The organism is Inquilinus sp. NPDC058860, from assembly GCF_042743185.1.
In the GTDB taxonomy this organism is placed as follows: Bacteria; Pseudomonadota; Alphaproteobacteria; order DSM-16000; family Inquilinaceae; genus Inquilinus.
Genome location: NZ_JBHYMS010000011.1, coordinates 23,927 through 44,372, shown reverse-complemented (window position 1 = coordinate 44,372; position 20,446 = coordinate 23,927). Strand labels below are relative to the sequence as shown.

Below are 20,446 nucleotides of genomic sequence, written 5' to 3'. Positions count from 1 at the left end.
TCTCAGGCTGCGTCCTTGCGGCGGATGGCGGCGGCCTCGGTGCCGATCACCAGCTGCCCGTGCCAGCCGCGGGGATCGTCGCCGAAGCCGGCGAAGCGTTCCCAGCCCCGCTCCTGGTCCGACAGCGCGAAGGCCGTGCCGCCGGCGGCCGCGACCAGGCACAGCCCGCCGGCCACGTCCCAGACATTCGGCCGCTCGAACCGCGCCACCTCCAGCAGGCCCGCGGCCACGAAGGCGCATTCGATCGCGGCCGATCCGGTCTTCCGGGTCTCCCAGGGCAGCACCGTGCCGGGATCGAGACGCGGCTCTCCCGCCAGCCGCCGGCGCACCGCCGGGTTCGGGCCGACCTCCAGCCTCGCCCCGTCGAAGCTCAGCGGGCCGCGGCCGCAGGCGTGATAGACGCCGGAGCGCAAGGCGTGGCTGGTCGAGCACCAGATGGCGCCGATCACCGGCCGGCCGCGATGCAGCACGCCGATCGACGCAGCAAACAGCGGCAAGCCATTGACGAAATTGGTGGTTCCGTCGACCGGGTCGATCGCCCAGACCGGGCTGTCGGGCCCTGCCGGATGGTCCTCCATCTCCTCGCCGATGATGCCGTGGTCGGGGTAGAGCTCGGCGAGGCGTGCCCGGATCAGGGATTCCACCCGCTGGTCGACCTCCGACACCGGGTCCCGGAACAGCAGGTCGTCCCCCTGCCCCGCCCCGGTCTTGTACCGGACGCTGAAGGTCCGGCCGAGCGAGGCGACGATCTCCGCCCCGGCGAGCCGGGCGAACTCGATCGCCGTCTCCTCCCACTGCTCCAGTCGGGCTGCGGGCAGGTCGTCGCTGGTCATTCGTCGTCTCCAGGAATGAGGACGGTCACCGGCTTGGGCTCGATGCGGATGACCAGCGTGGCCTCGCCGCCCTCGACCGCCTTGTCGTCGACATGAAGGCTGCCACCCTGCGGATGCAGCTCGACCCGCTCGGCCTTCACCCGGCGCAGCGGCGATCCCCGGGCCTCCGGGTCCTTCAGCCAGGCCAGCATCGAGCGGCGCTTCGCCGCCGGCAGCCAGGCCACGTCGAGATGCGCGTCCCCGGGGTCGGCTTCCGGCGCCAGCAGCAGGTTCGGACCGATCATCGGGAGGTTCATCACCTCGAGCATCAGCATCTTTTCGTCCAGCCGCTTGCCGTCGACGATCAGGCTGACGTCGAGCGGCTCGCAATCGGCGACGATGCCGCGCAGCTCCTGCCGCCGTCCCCCGACCAGGTCGGAGCCATGCTCCTTGCCGCCGGCGGCACCTTGCCGGATCGCGGTCACCAAAGGACCCATCCCGACCGCCTCGACGAAGTTGCGGGTCCATTCCGGCCCTTCGACCACGCCGATCCGGAGCGGCGTGCGCTTCGCCTTGGCCAGGCCGGCGACGATGTGGCGCGGCTCCTCGACGATGCCCAGCGCCCGCGCGATGTTGTTGGAGCTCCCGGTCGGCAGGATGGCGATGGTGTGGCCCCGGCCGTGCAGCGCCCGCACGATCTCGGCCACGGCGCCGTCGCCGCCGGCGATCACCACCAGGTCGTGCGGATTCTCCAGCGCCCGTTCCAGCTCCTTGCTCCGGGTCGAGACATGCACCGGGGCGAAGCCCGACATCTCCAGCAAGCGGACCAGCTTGTCCGGCGACCAGTCGCCGTCGCCGGCCTTCGGGTTGTGGAACAGCGAGACTTCCATGGCCGAACAATCCCGCTATGGCCGTCGCGGTTCCGTCCGCTTCGTCCCGCCGCGCCGCCGGAACCATCCGGGCGGCGGCGACATTCTCGCTGGCAGGACCCGCGGCCGCCCGGCCGCAGGCCGCTCCATCCATCCGTCGGACCGGCCACGAGGGCTCGACATGGCACCAGACGACGCAACCCGTCAGGGCGCCGCCGGCACCTCGGCGCCCGATGACCGGAATTCGGCCGCGCCGGAGGACCGTCGCGGCGTCTTCGCCAGACATCGGCGCGCCATCCTGATCGGCTCGGTCGCGGCCGTGGTGCTGCTGGCCGGCGCCGTCGGCTGGTGGCTGCACGCCCGCAACTACGAGAGCACCGACGACGCCTTCATCGACGCCCGCACGGTCGCCGTCAGCCCGCAGATCAGCGGCGCCATCGTCGACGTGCCGGTGACCGACAACCAACTGGTCGAGGCCGGTGCCGTGCTGGCCCGGATCGACGACCGCGACTATGCCGCCGCCCTCGCCCAGGCCCGCGCCAAGGTCGACCAGGCCAAGGCCGACATCGGCGATGTCGCGGCCCAGATCGAGGCGCAGGTGGCGAAGGTGGACCAGTCCCGGCTGCAGGTCGCCGCCGCCCAGGCGGCGCTGCAATTCGCCGAGGACGAGAACAAGCGGGCCCAGGACCTGGTGCGGACTGCCGCCGGTACCCGGCAGCGGGCGGACCAGGCGTCGACCGACCTGCGGCAGCGCCAGGCCGAATTCGACGGCGCCCGGGCGTCGCTGACCGCCGCCGACAAGCAGCTCGGCGTTCTGCGGGCCCAGGCCCAGAGCGCCGTGGCGGCGCTGGAGCAGGCCGAGGCCTCGCTGCAGCAGGCCCAGGCCAACCAGGACCGCACCCTGCTGACGGCGCCGGTCGCCGGCCGCGTGGCCAAGCTGTCGGCCGCCAAGGGCGCCTACGCCTCGCCCGGCCAGAGCCTGATGATGCTGGTGCCGCGCGAGGTCTGGATCACCGCCAATTTCAAGGAGACGCAGCTCGACCTGATGCGGCCGGGCCAGATGGTGTCGATCTCGATCGACGCCTATCCCGACCGCGACTTCCCGGGCCATGTCGACAGCCAGCAATTCGGCAGCGGCACCGCCTTCGCCCTGCTGCCGGCGGAGAACGCCACCGGCAACTACGTCAAGGTGGTGCAGCGGGTGCCGGTCAAGATCGTGTTCGACGACCCGCCGGACCTGCCGCTGGGCCCCGGCATGTCGGTGGTGCCGACCGTGACGGTGCGATGAGCGCCGCGGCGGAGGCCGCCGGCAGCTGTTCCGCGGCCGGCGGCCGCAACCCGTGGCTGATCGCCGGCGTGGTCTCGATCGCCAATATCTCGCTGCGCCACATCGCCGGCGGGCTCGCCGCCGGCCAGGACGAGAGCACCTGGGTGCTGACCAGCTACCTCGTCGCCAACGCCGTGGTGCTGCCGATCAGCGGCTGGCTGCAGGGCGTGGTCGGCCGCAAGCGCTTCTACATGATCTGCGTCGCCCTGTTCAGCCTGGCGTCGCTGATGTGCGGCCTGTCGACCAGCCTGGAGATGCTGATCTTCTTCCGGGTGCTGCAGGGCCTCGGCGGCGGCGGGCTGGCGCCGAGCGAGCAGTCGATCCTGGCCGACAGCTTCCCGCCGGAGAAGCGGGCCCAGGCCTTCGGCATCTACGCCATCGCCGTGATCGTCGCCCCGACCTTCGGCCCGACCGTCGGCGGCTGGATCACCGACAGCTTCTCCTGGCACTGGATCTTCCTGATCAACGTGCCGATGGGCATCGCCTCGCTGTTCCTGGTGCAGTGGCTGCTGGTCGAGCCCGAGGTGCTGAAGCGGGAGCGCCGAGAGGCCCTGGCCGGGGGGGTGAAGGTCGACTGGATCGGGCTGCTGCTGGTCGCGCTGTGGCTCGGCTGCCTCGAGGTCATGCTCGACAAGGGCCAGCGCGAGGACTGGTTCGACTCCGCCTTCATCACCGCCTTCGCCGGTATTTCCTTCGTGTCGCTGGCCCTGCTGGTGCCGTGGGAGCTGTCGCGCAGGGACCCGATCGTCGATATCCGGCTGGTGCTGCGCCGGCAGTTCGGCACCACCTGCCTGGTGATGCTGGCGGTCGGCGCCATCCTCTACAGCTCGACCCAGATCCTGCCGCAGCTGCTGCAGGAGCAGTACGGCTACACCGCCACCTGGGCCGGCCTCGCCCTGATGCCGGGCGGCCTGGTGATGTTCGTGCTGATGCCGATCTCCTCCCGCCTCACCAACCTGGTGTCGCCGAAATACCTGATCATGGGCGGGCTGACGGTGGTGGCGCTGGCGATGTGGCACTTCACCACCCTCTCGCCGGAGGCGGATTTCACCTATTTCGCCTGGTCGCGGGTGTTCCAGATGATCGGGCTGCCGTTCCTGTTCCTGCCGATCACCACCGCCTCCTATGCCGACCTGCCGCCCGACAAGACCGGCCAGGCGGCGGCGCTGATCAATGTGGCGCGGAATCTCGGCGGCTCGATCGGCGTGTCGCTGTCGACCACCCTCCTGGCCCAGAACGCGCAGCTGCACCAGACCCATCTGGCCGGCCATGCCTCGCCGTCGGCTCTGACCTATCAGCTGGGGCTGGACCAGGCGACCGGGCATTTCCTGGCCCAGGGCGCGGCCGAGGCGACGGCGCGGCAGCAGGCTTTCGACTGGATCGGCCAGCTGGTCGAGGACCAGGCCTCGCTGCTGTCCTATATCGACGTGTTCCAGGCGCTCGCGATCGTCGCCCTGCTGATGATCCCGGCGGCGCTGCTGCTGCGCCGCGGGCGGTCCGGCGGGGCCGCCGCCCACGGATGACGATGATCGCCGCACCTCCGCAACCTTGACGCCGGCGGCCTCCGGGCAAGCTCAATCCCTGCGGCCGCTTCGGAGGTCCGCTCAGGACTGTAGTCCGCGGATGCCGGTTGGAGCATTCTGAGGACAACCAAGGATGGAGACATCGATGCCGGAACGAAGCGGCCTGCGGACGATGCTCTGGCTCTCCGGGCTCGTCATCCTGCTCGGTTTCGCCCTCGGGGCCGGCGGCATCTGGCTGCTCGGCCTCGGCGGGTCCTGGTACTATCTGGCCGCCGGCTTCGGCTTCGTGCTGACCGGCCTGCTGCTGCTGTTCCGCAGCCCCGCGGCGCTGTGGGTCTATGCCGTGGTCGTGCTCGGCACCATCGCCTGGGCCGTGGACGAGATCGGCCTCGACTGGTGGCCGTTGGCGGCGCGCGGCGACATCGTGTTCCTGATCGGCGTCTGGCTGCTGATGCCCTGGATCACGCGTGGCCTCCGCCGCGACCCGGGGGATCCGGCGCCCGCGGCCTGGCGCGGCGCCGGCCTGCCGCTCGGTGCCGCGCTGCTGATCGGGGCCGTGGCCGGCATCGCGGCCATGGTCACCGACGGGCACGACCGGCCGGGCGAGCTGCCGGCGGCCCAGGGGCCGGTGCCGCAGGACTATGGCGGCGTTCCGGACGGCGACTGGCATGCCTATGGCCGGTCCTCCTACGGCAATCGCTGGTCGCCCCTGGCCCAGATCACGCCGGAGAACGCCGCCCAGCTGCAGGTCGCCTGGCATGTCCGCACCGGCGACGTCCGCGGTCCGGACGATCCCGGAGAGACCACCTACGAGGTGACGCCGATCAAGGTCCGCGACACGCTCTACCTGTGCACGCCGCACAATTTCGTGATCGCGCTCGACGCCGAGACCGGAAGCGAGACGTGGCGCTACGATCCGAAGATCTCGCAGTCGAAGGCCCTGCAGCACCTGACCTGCCGCGGCGTCTCCTACCACGAGGCGGCGGGCACCGCCGCGACGCCCGGCGACTGCAGCCGCCGCATCTTCATGCCGACCGCCGACGCCCGGCTGATCGCGCTCGACGCCGACACCGGCCGGCCCTGCCCCGGCTTCGGCGAGAACGGGCAGGTCGACCTGTGGCAGGGCATGCCGGAGCGGCAGGAGGGCATGTACTACTCGACCTCGCCACCGGTGGTGACCCGCGACCTCGTCATCATCGCCGGCAATGTCAGCGACAACGTCTCGGTGACCATGCCGTCGGGCGTGATCCGCGCCTACGACGCGACCACCGGCCGGCTGGTCTGGGCCTGGGATCCCGGACGGCCGGACCGGACCGAACCGCTGGGGCCCGGCGAGACCTACGTCGCCAGCTCGCCGAACAGCTGGAGCATTTCCAGCGCCGACGAAGCACTGGGGCTGATCTACATCCCGATGGGCAACCAGCCGCCCGACCAGTGGGGCGGAAGGCGCACGCCGGAGGCCGAGCGGTATTCCAGCGCGATCGTGGCGCTGGAGATCGCCACCGGCCGGCCGCGCTGGGTGTTCCAGACCGTGCACCACGACCTGTGGGACATGGATATCGGCTCGCAGCCCAGCCTGATCGACCTCGATTTGCCACTGGGCAAGGTGCCGGCCCTGGTCGCCCCGACCAAGCGCGGCGACATCTACGTCCTCGACCGCCGCACCGGCGAGCCGGTCGTCCCCGTGGAAGAGCGGCCGGTGCCGCAGGGCGCGGCGGAAGGCGACCATGCCGCGCCGACCCAGCCCTTCTCCGCCCTCACCTTCCTGCCCGACCGCCCGCTCGAGGAGCGCGACATGTGGGGCGCCACCATGTTCGACCAGCTGCTGTGCCGGATCCAGTTCCGGTCGCTGCGCTACGAGGGCCCGTTCACGCCGCCGTCCGAGCAGGGCACGCTGGTCTATCCCGGCAATTTCGGCGTCTTCGACTGGGGCGGCATCGCCGTCGACCCGGTGCGCCAGGTGGCCTTCGCCAACCCGGACTACATGGCCTTCGTCGACCGGCTGATCCGGCGGGAGAACGCTTCGTCCGAAGGCAAGCAGGAAAGCGCACAGGAGCCGGCAGGCGGGTCGGACATCCAGGGCACGCAGGAGACCGGCGGCGTCAACCCGAACTACGGCGCGCCCTTCATGGTGGCCTTGAACGCCTTCCTGTCGCCGCTCGGCCTGCCCTGCCAGGCGCCGCCCTGGGGCTATGTCGCCGGGGTCGACCTGCGCAGCGGCCAGATCGTCTACCAGCACAAGAACGGCACGATCCGCGACAGCTCGCCGGTGCCCCTGCCCTTCCGCATGGGCGTGCCCAGCCTGGGCGGGCCGATCATGACCGCGGGCGGCGTCGCCTTCCTGACCTCGACCCTCGACCAGTATGTCCGCGCCTATGACGTGACCACCGGACGCCAGCTCTGGGAGGATCGGCTGCCGGCGGGCGGCCAGGCCACGCCGATGACCTACCGCTCGGAGCAGAGCGGGCGGCAGTTCGTGGTCGTGGTCGCCGGCGGCCACGGCTCCTTGGGCACGAAGGCAGGGGATTCGATCATCGCCTATGCCCTGCCGCGCTGATATGGAAAGGGCCGGCCCCGCCGGGCCGGCCCTGTCGGCGCGGGACGGATCAGCCGCCGCAGCGGGCCGCGTATTCCTGGTCCGCCGCCTGGATCCGCTGATCCTGCTGCTGCAGATCCTGCGCCGTGAGCTGCAGCTGCGCCTGGCAGGTGCGGCGGATCGAGTTCAGGCGCTTGGCTTCGGCGATCAGCCTGGAGCCGGTCTGGCATTGCTCCGCCAACGGCGCATTGGACTGGTCGTTCAGGAGCTGGTGCTCGGTGCGGACCTTCTCGGACTGGGCCTGGGCATCGGACCGGCAGTCGGCAAGGGCCGGCGAGGCCGCGAGAACCGCCGCAGCGGCGATCAGAACGAGTTTCACTGGACTCTCCCCATCAGGCTGGCAGGGTCGCCTTCCGCCGCGCTGCGGCGGAGACATCTAGGCAATGGTCGAGCCCCGGCGATTGTTCCGCCCGCGCTGCGACAAAGGCCGATCCGCCGACGCGGCGCTCATCCGGCAAAGAAATCGCCGAATTTTGATAAATGTTACTCCTGAACATCGACGATCAGGCGGCCGATTCTGCGGTACGGGAGCGGTCGAGAAACGCTTATCAATTGTTAGGCTGACCGAACCAACTGGCGTCGTCGTGCCGATGTACGACAAGCGAAGCGGAATTTCATTGCACGTCGTGGCGGAAAGAAGAGCGATTTTAATGGAACAGTCGGGGTGCCCATTGGTTTCGTCGGTGTAGTCAGTCGCAACACGGACGCTCCCCGATGCCGGCCATCTCAGCCGCAACCGAGCGACAGTTCCTCGCGACCGTCGCTCCCTGCATTCCGGACCTCCGGCGCTATGCCGTGAGCCTGACCCGCAATCGCGCGGATGCCGACGACCTGATCCAGGAGACCCTGCTGCGGGCTGCCCTCAAGCTCCACCTCTGGCGCCCCGGCAGCAACATCGTGGCCTGGCTCATCGTCATGATGCGCCGCCTCCATCTCTCGAAATTCGTCTCGGGCAAGCGCAACCAGACCGAGATGGTGCCGATCGAGGGCTGGGACCTCCCTGCCCCGGCCAACCAGACCGAGGCGATCGAGGTGCGCGAGCTGGAGGAACGCTGGCCGTCGCTGTCGCGCAGCCATCGCGAGGTGCTGCGCCTGGTGGCGATCAACGGCGCCTCCTATGAGGAGGCCGCCGAGCGCCTGCACGTGCCGATCGGCACCATCCGCTCCCGCCTGGCGCGGGCGCGGCATGCCCTTCGTGGGGACGAGGATCGCGCGGTCCATCACTGATCGGATGGCCTCCCCCGCGGGAAGGGGCCGCGGGAGAGGCGACGCCCCTCGGATGGACCAGTCTTTCAGGCCAGCGACTGGAGGTCGCCGCAGATGCTGATCGCCTGGCCGGAGATGGTGCGGCCGCGCGGCGACGCCAGCAGCAGGATCTGGTCGGCCAGCTGGCGCGGCTGGATCATCTCCCGGATCGAGGCCTGCGCCAGGGACTGTTCCTGCATCGCCTCGGCCGTCACGCCGCGCTGCGCCGCCTTGGCGGCGAAGACCCGGCGGATCCGGTCGCCCTCGACGATGCCGGGCTGGATCGCGTTGACCCGGATGCCGAGCGGCCCGAGCTCGATCGACAGCGACTTGGTGAAGCCGACCACCGCCCATTTCGATGCCGCGTAGGGCGTGCGCAGCGGGAAGCCCAGCCGCCCGGCCGAGGAGGACAGGTTGACGATGCTGGCGTTGCCGCTTTTCGCCAGATGCGGCACGGCCAGTCGGGTGCAGTTGAACTGGCCGGTGATGTTGACGGCCAGCGTCCGATCCCACTCCTCCGGATCGATCTGGTCGACCCGGCCGGTCGGGCCGGCGATGCCGACATTGTTGACCAGGCAGTCGAGCCCGCCCAGCGCCGCCAAGGCCTCGTCGAACAGCCGGGCCACGGCCGCCCGGTCGGACATGTCGGCCGGGGTCGCGCTGATCGCCGGGCTTTCCGCCGCCAGCGCCTCGAGCCCTGCCCGGTCGACGTCCGAGACATGCACCCGCGCCCCCTCCTCCACGAAGGCGCGGACGATCTCCCGCCCGATGCCGGACGCGCCGGCCGTGACCAGGACGCGCAGGCCCTTGATGCCGAGATCCATGACGTTCTCCTCCTCGGTTGTTCAGTCCGGCAGCCGGCCGGTCGCCACGATGAAGCGGGCGGCGTTCTCGATGTCCGCGGTCAGCGCCGCGCGCGCCGCCGGCCCGTCCCGCGCCGCGATCGCCGCGACGCAGTCGGCATGAAACCCCTCCGCCCCGCCGGAGACGAGGCGCTCGGTCGATGATTTGAGGTCCAGGTTGATCACCGGCCCGACCTTGAGCCAGAGCCCCTCGATGATCGCGACCAGCGACGGCAGGCCGGTGGCGGCGTAGATGGCGAAGTGCAGCTCCTTGTTCAGCCGCAGCGCCGCCAGAGCGTCGGCCCGGGGCGCCTCGACCTCGCGGCGGAACGCCTCGTCCAGCCGGCGGATCCCGGCGAGGTCGGCCTCCGACCGGCCGGCGGCCGCCTGCTCGGCGGCGAAGCCCTCGACGGCGAGGCGGACGGTGGTCAGCTCACGGAACTTGGCATGGGTCATCACCGGCACGGTGACCGCCCGGTTCGGCAGCACCGCCAGCGCGCCGTCGGCGACCAGCCGGCTCACCGCTTCGCGCACCGGCATGATCGAGACGCCGAGGGTCGCCGCCACGCTGCGCAGCGACAGCTTCTCGCCCGGGGCCACGGCGCCGGACAGCAGGAGCTCGCGCAGCGCCCCATAGGCGCGCTCGCCGAGCGTCACCCGCTCGATCCGCGCCATGCCGGCCAGCCCGGTGCCCATGCTTCAGCCTATCTCCTTCCGGGACTCGACAAGCCTCTCGATTTCGGCCAGCCTAACTGTGATCACAGATCACGGCAAGGACGGCACAGACCGTCCGGCCGCGGCTCGAACGGACGAAACCAAGCCGGCGTCTGACGAGGGAGGATCCCAATGCCCGGAGACCACCGATTCACTCGGCGTGCCCTGCTGCAGGGCGCCGCTTCCACCGCCGCCGTTGCCACGCTCGGCATGCCGGCCATCGTCCGCGCCCAGGCGGATGCGCTGCGCATCGGCCATCTGACGCCGCGCACCGGCTTCCTCGGCCCGCTCGGCGAATACGCCGTGATGGCGGTGCAGCTCGCGGCCGAGGAGATCAATGCCGCCGGCGGCGTGCTGGGCCGGCCGGTCGAGCTGATCGTCGAGGATTCGGTCAATCCACAGACCGCCTCGGCCAAGGCCGAGCGCCTGGTCGAGCGCGACAAGGTGGCGGCCATCATCGGCGAGATCTCCTCCGCCTCCGGCCTCGCCATCTCCCAGGTGGCGCAGCGCAGCAGGATCCTGTTCTTCAACACCGGCTGCAATTCCGACGCGCTGCGCGGCGCCGACTGCAAGCGCTTCATGTTCCATGTCGAGGGCGCGAACTCGATGTATGTGAAGTCGGTCGGCCGGGCGCTGCTGCAGACCGATCTGGTCAAGGGCAAGCGCTGGTATTCGCTGACCGCCGACTACGCCTTCGGCCACGACCTCTTGAAGGTGGCCAAGCGCTTCATGGAGCAGAATGGCGGCCAGTTCGCCGCCGACGAGCTGGTTCCGACCGACGCCACCGACTTCTCCGCCTATCTCCTGAAGATCCGGCAGGCGGCGCCGGACCTGGTGATCTCCAACCTAGCCGGAAACCAGATCACCAACTTCATCAAGCAATACGCCGAATACGGCCTGTCCTTCCCGGTCGCCGGCTTCGGCTTCGACACCGCGGTGGCCTGGGGCGCCGGCGAGGGCAACTTCCTCGGCACCTGGCCGTCGCTGTGGCACCACAAGGTCGACACGCCGGCCTCGAAGGCCTTCGTCGAGGCCTTCAGCCAGAAATACGGCAAGCCGCCGGAGAACCAGGCCTGGGGCGACTACAACGCGCTGAAGATCCTGGTCCGCGCCATCGCCGAGACCAAGACCACCGACAGCCCGGCGATCGTCGAATACCTGGAGAAGGGCGCCAAGTTCGACGTGATGAAGACGCGCGAGGGCCATTTCCGCGCCCGCGACCACCAGCTGATGACCGAGCTCTATGCGATCACCGCCTTGCCGCCGGACGAGGTGGAGAACCAGTGGGACATCTTCACCTCCTCGCCGCCGGTGCCGGGCCCGGAGGAGCCGCTGGAGGCGATCGCGCCGACCGAGGAGGAAGCCGCCTGCGTGATGCCGAGCTGACCCTGTGGTCGTCGCCCTCCTGACCGAGCAGATCGTCAACGGCCTGTTCACCGGTGCGATCACCTTGCTGATCGCGCTGGGGCTGTCGCTGATCTTCAGCCTCGGCGGCATCGTCAACCTGGCGCATGGCGCCTTCTACGCCATCGGCGCCTATCTGGCGGTGTCGTTGACGCCCAGCATCGGCTATGGCGGGTCGCTGGTCGCCGCCCCGGTGGCCGTCGGGCTGCTGGGGCTGCTGCTGGAACGATTCCTGTTCCGACGCTTCTACCGGGCCGACCCGATCCTGTCGCTGCTGCTGACCTTCGGCCTGGCCATGGTGATCGAGCAGCTGCTGCGCATGGGCTTCGGCGCGGCGCCCCTGCCCTATTCCATCCCGCGGATGCTGCGCGGCCAGGTCTTCCTCGGCGACTTCGTGCTGTCGCGCTATCGGCTGACCATCCTGGCCGGCGTCGTCGTCATCGTCGCGGCTCTGTGGTGGCTGCTGCAGCGCACCGCCTTCGGCCGGGTGGTGCGCGCCGGCGTGCAGAACCCCGACATGGTCGGGGCGCTGGGCATCTCGCTCGCCCCCTATATGGGCGCCGTGGTCTTCCTCGGCGTCGGCCTGGCGGCGCTGGCCGGAGTGATGCTGGCGCCGATCGCCGGCGTCCATCCCGCCATGGGGGCCGAGATCCTGACCGGGGCCTTCGTCGTCGTGGTCATCGGCGGGCTCGGCTCCTTCTGGGGCGTGGTCCTGGCCGCCCTCCTCGTCGGCGCGCTGCGCGGGGTGATGGTGACGGTCTACCCCTCCGCCGCCGAGGCCGCGGTCTACGCGCTGATGGCGCTCGTCCTGCTGCTGCGCCCGCGCGGCCTGTTCGGCGAGCGCATCCTGCGCTTCGAATGAGGATGTCCGGGATGCGGAAGGATGTCCTCGCCCTCATCGTTGCCGCGCTCGGGCTGGTGCTGCTGCCCTGGCTGCTGCTCGCGGTCGGGTTGACCCTGACCTCGGCGACCGACGTCGTGGTCTTCGCCATCGCCTGCCTGGGCCTCAACATCCTGGTCGGGCGGACCGGCCTAGTCTCCTTCGGCCATGGCGCCTGGTTCGGCCTCGCCGCCTATGCCGCGGCTCTGGCGCAGCTGCACTGGTTTCCCGGCGGGATCGTGCTGCCGGGCCTGTTCGCCGTCGCCTTCGTCCTGATTGCTGCGGCCGCCGCCGGCCTGCTGGTGCTGCGGCGGCGCGGCGTCTATTTCTCGCTTCTGACCCTGGCGCTGACCGCCCTGCTCTACGCCGTCGCCTTCCGGTGGACCGCCCTGACCGGCGGCGAGAACGGGCTCGGCGGGCTGCGGCGCGGCGCGCTGCTGGGCTTCGACCTCGAGGAGTCCTGGACCTACTACGCCATGGTCGCCGTGATCGGCTTCGCCGTCGTGCTGGCGCTGCGGCGCTTCCACGCCTCGCCGGCCGGAACCGTGCTGGTCGCGATCCGCGAGAACGAGCAGCGGGCGCGCTTCATCGGCTACCCGACCACGCGCATCAAGCTGCTGGGCTTCGCCTTGTCGGCGGGAATCACGGGCCTGGCCGGCGTGCTTTCGGTGTTCAACCACCGCTTCGCCTCGGCCGACCCGCTGTCGATCGCCTTCTCCGGCGAGCTCCTGGCCATGGTCGTGATCGGCGGCATGCGCAGCTTCCTGGGGCCGGCGCTCGGGGCCCTGTTCTACATCCTGTTCCGCGAGTTCCTGTCGATCTGGACGCCGGACTGGCTGCTGTGGTTCGGGCTGCTCTTCGTCGGCTTCATCCTGTTCTCGCCGAACGGCCTTGTCGGCATCGCGGGACGCATCCTGACCACCCTGCGCCCACCGCCGGCGGGGACCGCGGCGATGGCCGGCCGGCAGGCCGGAGCCGCCGGCGCCCTGCCGGATTTCCTGCGCCCGGCCGGCCATGGCGGCGGGCCGGTCCTCGTCGCCTCGGGTCTCGCGAAGCATTTCGGCGGCATCCGCGCGGTCGAAGGCGTCGACATCGCGGTCCGCGACCGGTCGCTGCACGCGCTGATCGGGCCGAACGGCGCCGGCAAGACCACGGCGTTCAACCTGCTGTCCGGGATGTTCACGCCCGACGCCGGCGGCATCGCCCTGCACGGGTGCGACATCGCCGGCCTGGCGCCGGAGCGGATCTGCGCCGCCGGCATCGGCCGGTCGTTCCAGATCACCAACCTGTTCCCGGCGCTGAGCGTCGAGGAGAACCTGCGGCTGGCGGTGCAGGCGCGGCACCCGCGGCGCTTCGCCCCCTGGCGCGCCGCCCGCGCCATCCCGGAGATCGAGGCCGAGACCGCGGCGCTGCTGCGATATCTCGGCCTGACGGGGATCGAGCGGGCCGAGGCCGGCACCCTGTCCTATGGCGGGCAGCGGCTGCTCGACATGGGGCTGGCGCTCGCCACCCGGCCGCGCCTGCTGCTGCTGGACGAGCCGCTGGCCGGGCTGGCGGCGGCGGAGCGGCAGCGCGTTGGCGACATCGTCAAGCACATCTCCGCCGATATCCCGGTGCTGCTGGTCGAGCACGACCTCGACCGCGTGTTCCAGATCGCCGATGCGGTGACGGTGATGAACGAGGGCCGGGTGCTGGTCGACGGCACGGTCGAGGACGCCCGCGGCGATCCCCGGGTGCAGGAGGTCTATATCGGCTCCGGCGCCGCCGCGGTGGCGGCGAAGCCGCGGCCCAGCGCCGCCGAACCCGAGACGCTGCTGGGCCTGGAGGGCGTCAACACCTTCTACGGCAAGAGCCACATCCTGGCCGATGTCGCCTTCGCCCTGCACCGGCACGAGATCGTCGCCCTGCTGGGCCGCAACGGCGCCGGCAAGTCGACCCTGCTGAAGACCCTGATCGGCATCGCCCCGCCCGCCACCGGCAGCATCCGGCTGGACGGCGCCGAGATCGCCGGGCTGCCGTCGGCGGCGATCGCGCGGCTGGGGATCGGCTACGTGCCGCAGGGGCGCGGCCTGTTCGCCGGCATGACCGTCGCCGAGAATCTCGGCCTCGGCCGGTCGCAGCGGCGCAGCGGCCACGGCACGCATTGGGACCTCGACCGCATTTTCGAGTACTTCCCGCGGATCCGGGAACGGCTGCACACCCCGGCCGACTACCTGTCGGGCGGCGAGCAGCAGATGGTGGCGGTGGCCCGCGCCCTATCCGGCGACGTCCGGGTGCTGCTGCTGGACGAGCCGTTCGAGGGGCTGGCCCCGGCGGTGGTCGAGCAGCTGTTCGAGAGCTTCGACCGGCTGCGCCAAGACCTCTCGATCGTCATCGTCGACCACAATCTGGACCTGGCGCTCGCCCTGTCCGATCGTACCGTGGCGCTGGAGCGGGGCCGCGTGATCCATGCCGGCCCGTCGCAGGCGCTGCGGGACGACCTCGACCTGCGCCGCAAGGTGCTCTGGCTGTGAAAGGAAGGAACGCATGTCGACCGTCGCGATCATCGGCACCGGGCTGATCGGCCGATCCTGGGCGATCGTCTTCGCCGCCGCCGGCTGGCAGGTGCGGCTGACCGACGCCAGCGCCGCCGCCCTCGACGCCGCGCCGGGGCTGATCGCCGAGGGGCTGGTGGATCTCGCCAGCCACGGCCTGGTCGACGACCCGGCCGGCGCTGCGGCGCGGGTCCGGGCCGCAGAGTCGATGGCTGAGGCTGTGGCCGAGGCCGAGCTGGTGCAGGAGAACCTTCCCGAGGACGTCGGGATCAAGCGCGCGGCCTTCGCCGAGCTGGACCGGCTGGCGCCGCGCGACGCGATCCTCGCCTCCTCCACCTCGGCCATCGTCGCCTCGCGCTTCACCGAGGGCCTCGCCGGTCGCGACCGCTGCCTGGTCGCTCATCCGGTGAACCCGCCGCATCTGGTGCCGGTGGTCGAGCTGTGCGGCGCGCCCTGGACCGCGCCGGAGACGATCGAGCGGGCGCGTCGGATCTACAGCGCCGTCGGGCAGGAGCCGGTCACGGTCCACAGCGAGGTCGAGGGCTTCGTGCTGAACCGCCTGCAGGGCGCCCTCCTGGCCGAGGCCTTCCGGCTGGTCGGCGACGGCGTGATCAGTCCGCAGGACTTGGACAAGACCATCAAGGACGGGCTCGGCCTGCGCTGGTCCTTCCTCGGCCCCTTCGGCACGATCGAGCTGAACGCGCCGGGTGGCATCCCCGACTACTGCGCCCGCTATACCGGCTTCTACCGCCGCCTCGCCGCCGACCCGGCCAAGCCGGAGGTGTGGGACGGCCCGACCGTCGCCCGCCTGCTGGCCGGCTGGGGCGAGGCCCCGGACGCCGCCCGGCTGGCCGCCCGCAGCGCTTGGCGCGACCGCCGCCTCGCCGCGCTGAAGGCCCACAAGGCGGCGCAGCCCGAAGACCCGACCGTTTCCTGAGCCAGAGGACAGACCAGATGGCCAAGAGCCGCAAGATCGTCATCACCTGCGCCGTCACCGGGGCGATCCACACCCCGTCGATGTCGCCCCACCTGCCGGTGACCGCCGCCGAGATCGCCGAGGCGGCGATCGGCGCGGCCGAGGCCGGGGCCGCCATCGTCCATCTGCACGCCCGCGACCCGGAGACCGGCAAGCCCGACCAGACGCCGCAGGCCTTCGAGCCTTTCCTCAAGGTGATCAAGCAGCGCTCGAACTGCGTCGTGAACCTGACCACCGGCGGCGCCCCCTGGATGCGGGTCGAGGAGCGCATCCTGCCGGCCCAGACCTTCAAGCCGGAGGTCGCGTCGCTGAACATGGGGTCGATGAATTTCGGCCTGTTCCCGATGCTCAACCGCTTCAAGGAGTTCAAGCATGCCTGGGAGCCGGAGGCGCTGGAAGCCTCGCGCGACCTGGTGTTCCGCAACAGCTTCAAGGACATCGAGTTCGTGTTGCGGACGCTGGGCGACGACGGCATCCGCTTCGAGTTCGAGTGCTACGACACCTCGCATCTCTACAACCTGCACCATTTCCTCGAGCGCGGCCTGGTGAAGCCGCCGCTGTTCGTCCAGACCGTGTTCGGCATCCTCGGCGGCATCGGCCCGCATCCGGAGGATGTGGCGCATATGAAGCGCACCGCCGACCGGCTGTTCGGCGACCAGTACGAATGGTCGGTGCTGGGCGCCGGGCGCAACCAGCTGCCGATCGCGGCGATGGCGGCGGCGATGGGCGGCAATGTCCGCGTCGGGCTGGAGGATTCGCTCTGGGCCGGCCCCGGCAAGCTGGCGGACTCGAACGCCCAGCAGGTCCGTCTCGCCCGCCAGATCATCGAGGGGCTCGGCCTCGAGATCGCCTCGCCGGACGAGGCCCGCGAGATCCTGGAGCTGAAGGGCGGCGACCGCGTGTCGTTCTGACGCGGCCAGGCAACCGGGAACGGCCCGGGCGCAGCTGTTACGACGGTCACAGCCCGGGTCGGCGGCCCGTGTTTCCATGCCGACATGGACACGGCCCATGTCTCGATTCCTCTGACTCGCCAGATTCGGTCGATTGCCGCGTCAGGACGGTCATCGCTGTGGCCGGAATCTCACGATACTCGACAATGTGGCGATGCTGCCCTCGTTTCGCCGGCTTCATCCGATATTGATGGAGGATCGGCCCAGACTCCATGCTACCCTTGCATTAGAGATCCTGTCTTGCGCTGGATTTTATCAGCTTTCTCTCAATGTAGCAGTCATTTTGTTTCTGAGATGCGGATCATTAGAAGTGACATGATTGTCGATATGACGAGGCAGGGAGCGGTTTCTTCTGCCGCTTCGGTGCGTCACGACACTGAACGATTGTCGATCGATTGCGGGGCGCTTTCCCACCGAGTCTACCGTCGCTGCGTCGTCGCCCGTGCGGAACGGGTGGCGTGATGGGAGCGCAAGCCCGCACAAAACCTGGTGTTTCAATTCGGTGCACGACCGACATCGCGTCTCTGGGTATGATCGAGGCAAGCATCCCGAAGGGGAGCGCAAGAAGCGGTAGGGATCGGACAGGTTCAATGGCACAGGCGCCCGAGGCGTCGCACACGGCTGCTGGTGACGGCCCATCGATCGTCAGCCAGACTCTCCCCTCTCAGCTCCTGACCCTGTTCCGGACGCTGCGGGCATCGCCCGACTGGAAGCGGATCCTGATCCTCATCGTCGGCGTCGTCATCGTCGTCGCCCTGACCGCGGCGGCGCAGATCCGGCTGAACGCCTGGAACCAGCCCTTCTACGACGCGCTGGCGCAGAAGAGCCTGATCGGTTTCCTCCATCAGCTGGTGGTCTTCGTCTTCATCGCCGGCGTGCTGCTGACGCTCAATGTCGCCCAGGCCTGGCTCAACCAGACGCTCAAGGTGCGGCTGCGGGCCGGGCTGACCCGCGACCTGTTCGGCGAGTGGCTGAAGCCGAAGCGCGCCTTCCGCCTGGCCGGCGCCGGCGAGATCGGCGAGAACCCGGACCAGCGCATCCACGAGGACACGCGCCATCTGACCGAGCTGTCGACCGATCTCGGCATCGGCCTGCTGCAGTCGACCCTGCTGCTGATCAGCTTCGTTGGCGTGCTGTGGATCCTGTCCCAGGGCATCGTCCTCAGGGTCGACGGCATGGCGCTGTCGATCCCCGGTTACATGGTGTGGTGCGCCCTGCTCTACGCCGCCGCCGCCTCCTGGGTGAGCTGGCGCGTCGGCCGGCCGCTGATCAACATCAATGCCGAACGCTACGCCCGCGAGGCCGATCTGCGCGCGGCGCTGGTCCGGGTCAACGAACATGTCGACGGCATCACTCTGGACAGCGGCGAGGCCGATGAGCGGCGCCGGCTGGACGGCGACCTCGACCGGATCATCACGGTGATGCTGCGCTATGTCCGCGCCGTCACCAACCTGACCTGGGTGACCGCCGGCTATGGCTGGTTCACCATCGTCGCCCCGATCCTGGTCGCCTCGCCCGGCTACTTCGGCGGTGACCTGACCTTCGGCGAGCTGATGGTGGCGGTCGGCGCCTTCGTCCAGGTGCAGCAGGCGTTGCGCTGGTACGTCGACAACTTCAGCAACCTGGCCGACTGGCGGGCGACGCTGCTGCGCGTGATGAGCTTCCGTGAGACCCTGGTGACGCTCGAGACCCTGAACGGGGAGCCGCGCAGGATCGAGATCGCCGAAGGCACCGGCGACACGCTGGGCTTCGAGAAACTGGGCGTGCTGTCGGCCGGCGGCCTGGCGGTGCTGGACGACGAGCAGGTCGAGATCAAGCCGGGCGAGCACGTTCTGATCGTCGGCCGCACCGGCGGCGGCAAGAGCACGCTGTTCCGCGCCTTCGCCGGGCTGTGGCCCTGGGGCACCGGCCGCATCCTGATGCCGCCCCAGGCCCGCACCATGTTCCTGCCGCAGCGGCCCTACCTGCCGCCCGGCGCGCTGCGCGATGCCCTGACCTACCCGATGGCTGCATCCGGCTTCACCGACGAGCAGATCTGCTCCGCGCTGCGGCGCACCGAGATGGGGCATCACGAGATCTCGCTCGACCAGGTCAAGAACTGGGACAAGGAGCTGACCAGCGACGAGCTGCAGACCCTGACCTTCGCCCGGCTGCTGCTGCACAAGCCGCAATGGGTGTTCATCGACGAGATGGTCGACGCGCTGGACGAGGAGCGGCGGAAGACCGCGATGTCGATCTTCGAGCAGGAGCTGCCGGAGACGGCGGTGATCACCATCGCCCGGCGCGAGGTCAAGAACGGCTTCTACACCCGCGTCCTGCGGCTGCACCTGACCGACGAGGTCACGGGCGAGCGCCGGATCCCGATCGGCCGGCCGCCGCGGCGGGCGATCCCCTCCTCCGCCGGCTTCGCCCCCCTGCTCCACCACCGAGACCCGATGGAATGACCAAACGGCCTGCCGCAACCCGCCGTGCTCCGAAGAAGGGCGCCGCGGCGCTGTCGGACGACGCCCTGCTCGACCTCGTGCAGCGCCAGACCTTCCAGTTCTTCTGGGAGGTGGCGCATCCGGTCAGCGGCATGATCCCCGACCGCACCGACCGCGCCGGCAAGGCGCCGAACGACTGGGTCACGACCGGCGGCTCCGGCTTCGGCATCATGGCGATCATCGTCGCGGCGGAACGCGGCTGGATCGCGCGAGCGGCCGCAGTGGAGCGGTTGATGACCATCGTCCGCCACCTGGAGCACACCACCTCGCATCACGGCGTGTTCCCGCATTTCCTCGACGGTCGCACGGGCGCCACGGTGTCGTTCAGCCGCAAGGATGATGGCGGCGACCTGGTCGAGACCGCCTTCCTGTTCCAGGGGCTGCTGACCGCCCGCCGCTACTTCGACCGCGACACCGCCGCCGAGACCGAGCTGCGCAACCATATCGGCTGGCTGTGGAACGAGACCGAGTGGAACTGGTACACGCGCGGCGGGCTGAATGTGCTGTTCTGGCACTGGGGCGCCAACAACGGCTGGGGCCTGGGCCACGAGATCCGCGGCTGGAACGAGTGCCTGATCACCTATGTCATGGCCGCGTCCTCGCCGCGCTACGCCATCGACGCCGAGGTCTATCACCGCGGCTGGGCTGTCGGCCGCTGGTTCCTGAGCCAGCGCAGCTACTACGACATCGAGCTGCCGCTGGGCATGCCCTATGGCGGGCCGCTGTTCTTCAGCCACTACTCCTTCCTCGGCCTCGACCCGCGCGGCCTGAAGGACCAGTACGCCGACTACTGGGAGCAGAACCGCCGGCACACGCTGATCAACCACGAACACTGCGTCCGCAATCCGAACGGTTTCAAGGGCTACGGGCCGGACTGCTGGGGCCTCACGGCCAGCGACACCCCGGGCGGCTATTCGGCCCATGCGCCGGACAATGACCTCGGCGTCATCACCCCGACCGCGGCCCTGTCGGCGATGCCCTACACGCCCGAGCAGTCGATGCGGGCGCTGCGGCATTTCTACGAAAAGCTGGGCGACCGGATCTGGGACAGATACGGCTTCGTCGACGCCTTCTCCGAGCAGGCCGATTGGGTGGCCGACACCTATCTGGCGATCGACCAGGGGCCGATCGTGGTGATGATCGAGAACCACCGCAGCGGCCTGCTGTGGCGGCTGTTCATGAGCGATCCGGACGTGCAGCGCGGCCTGCGCAACCTCGGCTTCGAGAGCCCGCATCTGGGAAAGCGGTGACGGCTGTCATCGCCCTACTCCCGGGAATTCTGCTAGACTGG

General features: G+C 70.0%; 16 protein-coding genes. 11 read left to right on the top strand and 5 right to left on the bottom strand.

What is annotated here, in order from left to right; genetic code table 11:
* Window positions 1-2: 2 nt before the first annotated feature.
* Complete coding sequence (locus tag ACFW16_RS09950; RefSeq protein WP_380304337.1) at window positions 3-833, bottom strand: inositol monophosphatase family protein; 831 nt, start codon at window positions 831-833, stop codon at window positions 3-5.
* The gene (locus ACFW16_RS09945; RefSeq protein ID WP_380304335.1) at window positions 830-1,702 is read right to left on the bottom strand and encodes a diacylglycerol/lipid kinase family protein; all 873 of its coding nucleotides are present in this window, start codon (window positions 1,700-1,702) and stop codon (window positions 830-832) included. The genes ACFW16_RS09950 and ACFW16_RS09945 overlap by 4 nt, the downstream gene beginning before the upstream one ends.
* Before the next feature lie 160 nt (window positions 1,703-1,862).
* Here ACFW16_RS09945 and ACFW16_RS09940 point away from each other — a divergent pair, with 160 nt between their 5' ends.
* The 3 genes from ACFW16_RS09940 to ACFW16_RS09930 all read left to right on the top strand — a co-directional run bounded on the left by ACFW16_RS09940 (window position 1,863) and on the right by ACFW16_RS09930 (window position 7,088).
* Entirely contained in the window at window positions 1,863-2,969 is a 1,107-nt protein-coding gene (locus tag ACFW16_RS09940; RefSeq protein WP_380304333.1) for an HlyD family secretion protein, read from the top strand.
* Window positions 2,966-4,531: a DHA2 family efflux MFS transporter permease subunit gene (locus ACFW16_RS09935; protein ID WP_380304331.1), complete on the top strand. Its 1,566-nt coding sequence runs from the start codon at window positions 2,966-2,968 to the stop codon at window positions 4,529-4,531. Before ACFW16_RS09940 ends, ACFW16_RS09935 begins: the two co-directional genes overlap by 4 nt.
* Before the next feature lie 145 nt (window positions 4,532-4,676).
* Window positions 4,677-7,088, top strand: a complete 2,412-nt coding sequence (locus ACFW16_RS09930) for a glucose/quinate/shikimate family membrane-bound PQQ-dependent dehydrogenase (RefSeq protein ID WP_380304329.1) — start codon at window positions 4,677-4,679, stop codon at window positions 7,086-7,088.
* A 49-nt stretch (window positions 7,089-7,137) separates the two neighbouring features.
* On the opposite strand, the gene ACFW16_RS09925 is transcribed toward ACFW16_RS09930, so the two are convergent.
* Entirely contained in the window at window positions 7,138-7,446 is a 309-nt protein-coding gene (locus tag ACFW16_RS09925) for a hypothetical protein (RefSeq protein WP_380304327.1), read from the bottom strand.
* Window positions 7,447-7,841: 395 nt separating this feature from the next.
* Here ACFW16_RS09925 and ACFW16_RS09920 point away from each other — a divergent pair, with 395 nt between their 5' ends.
* A complete protein-coding gene (locus ACFW16_RS09920) occupies window positions 7,842-8,354 on the top strand; it encodes an RNA polymerase sigma factor (protein ID WP_380304325.1) in 513 nt (170 codons plus the stop codon).
* Window positions 8,355-8,419: 65 nt separating this feature from the next.
* Here ACFW16_RS09920 and ACFW16_RS09915 read toward each other — a convergent pair whose 3' ends face one another.
* A complete protein-coding gene (locus ACFW16_RS09915; protein WP_380304323.1) occupies window positions 8,420-9,196 on the bottom strand; it encodes an SDR family oxidoreductase in 777 nt (258 codons plus the stop codon).
* 21 nt (window positions 9,197-9,217) lie between these two features.
* Window positions 9,218-9,910, bottom strand: coding sequence for a GntR family transcriptional regulator (locus ACFW16_RS09910; protein ID WP_380304321.1), 693 nt, complete (start codon window positions 9,908-9,910; stop codon window positions 9,218-9,220).
* A gap of 150 nt (window positions 9,911-10,060) precedes the next feature.
* Between ACFW16_RS09910 and ACFW16_RS09905 the strand changes: the two genes are divergently transcribed.
* From ACFW16_RS09905 to ACFW16_RS09875, 7 genes are all read left to right on the top strand, one after another.
* Window positions 10,061-11,314: an ABC transporter substrate-binding protein gene (locus tag ACFW16_RS09905; protein WP_380304319.1), complete on the top strand. Its 1,254-nt coding sequence runs from the start codon at window positions 10,061-10,063 to the stop codon at window positions 11,312-11,314.
* Between the two features lie 4 nt (window positions 11,315-11,318).
* Entirely contained in the window at window positions 11,319-12,194 is an 876-nt protein-coding gene (locus tag ACFW16_RS09900) for a branched-chain amino acid ABC transporter permease (RefSeq protein WP_380304317.1), read from the top strand.
* Window positions 12,195-12,205: 11 nt separating this feature from the next.
* Complete coding sequence (locus ACFW16_RS09895; RefSeq protein WP_380304315.1) at window positions 12,206-14,725, top strand: ATP-binding cassette domain-containing protein; 2,520 nt, start codon at window positions 12,206-12,208, stop codon at window positions 14,723-14,725.
* Window positions 14,726-14,738: 13 nt separating this feature from the next.
* Entirely contained in the window at window positions 14,739-15,683 is a 945-nt protein-coding gene (locus tag ACFW16_RS09890; RefSeq protein WP_380304313.1) for a 3-hydroxyacyl-CoA dehydrogenase, read from the top strand.
* Window positions 15,684-15,700: 17 nt separating this feature from the next.
* Complete coding sequence (locus tag ACFW16_RS09885) at window positions 15,701-16,633, top strand: 3-keto-5-aminohexanoate cleavage protein (RefSeq protein WP_380304311.1); 933 nt, start codon at window positions 15,701-15,703, stop codon at window positions 16,631-16,633.
* 629 nt (window positions 16,634-17,262) lie between these two features.
* Entirely contained in the window at window positions 17,263-19,116 is a 1,854-nt protein-coding gene (locus tag ACFW16_RS09880; protein WP_380304309.1) for an ABC transporter ATP-binding protein/permease, read from the top strand.
* A complete protein-coding gene (locus ACFW16_RS09875; RefSeq protein WP_380304307.1) occupies window positions 19,113-20,405 on the top strand; it encodes a glucoamylase family protein in 1,293 nt (430 codons plus the stop codon). The genes ACFW16_RS09880 and ACFW16_RS09875 overlap by 4 nt, the downstream gene beginning before the upstream one ends.
* Window positions 20,406-20,446: the final 41 nt, after the last annotated feature.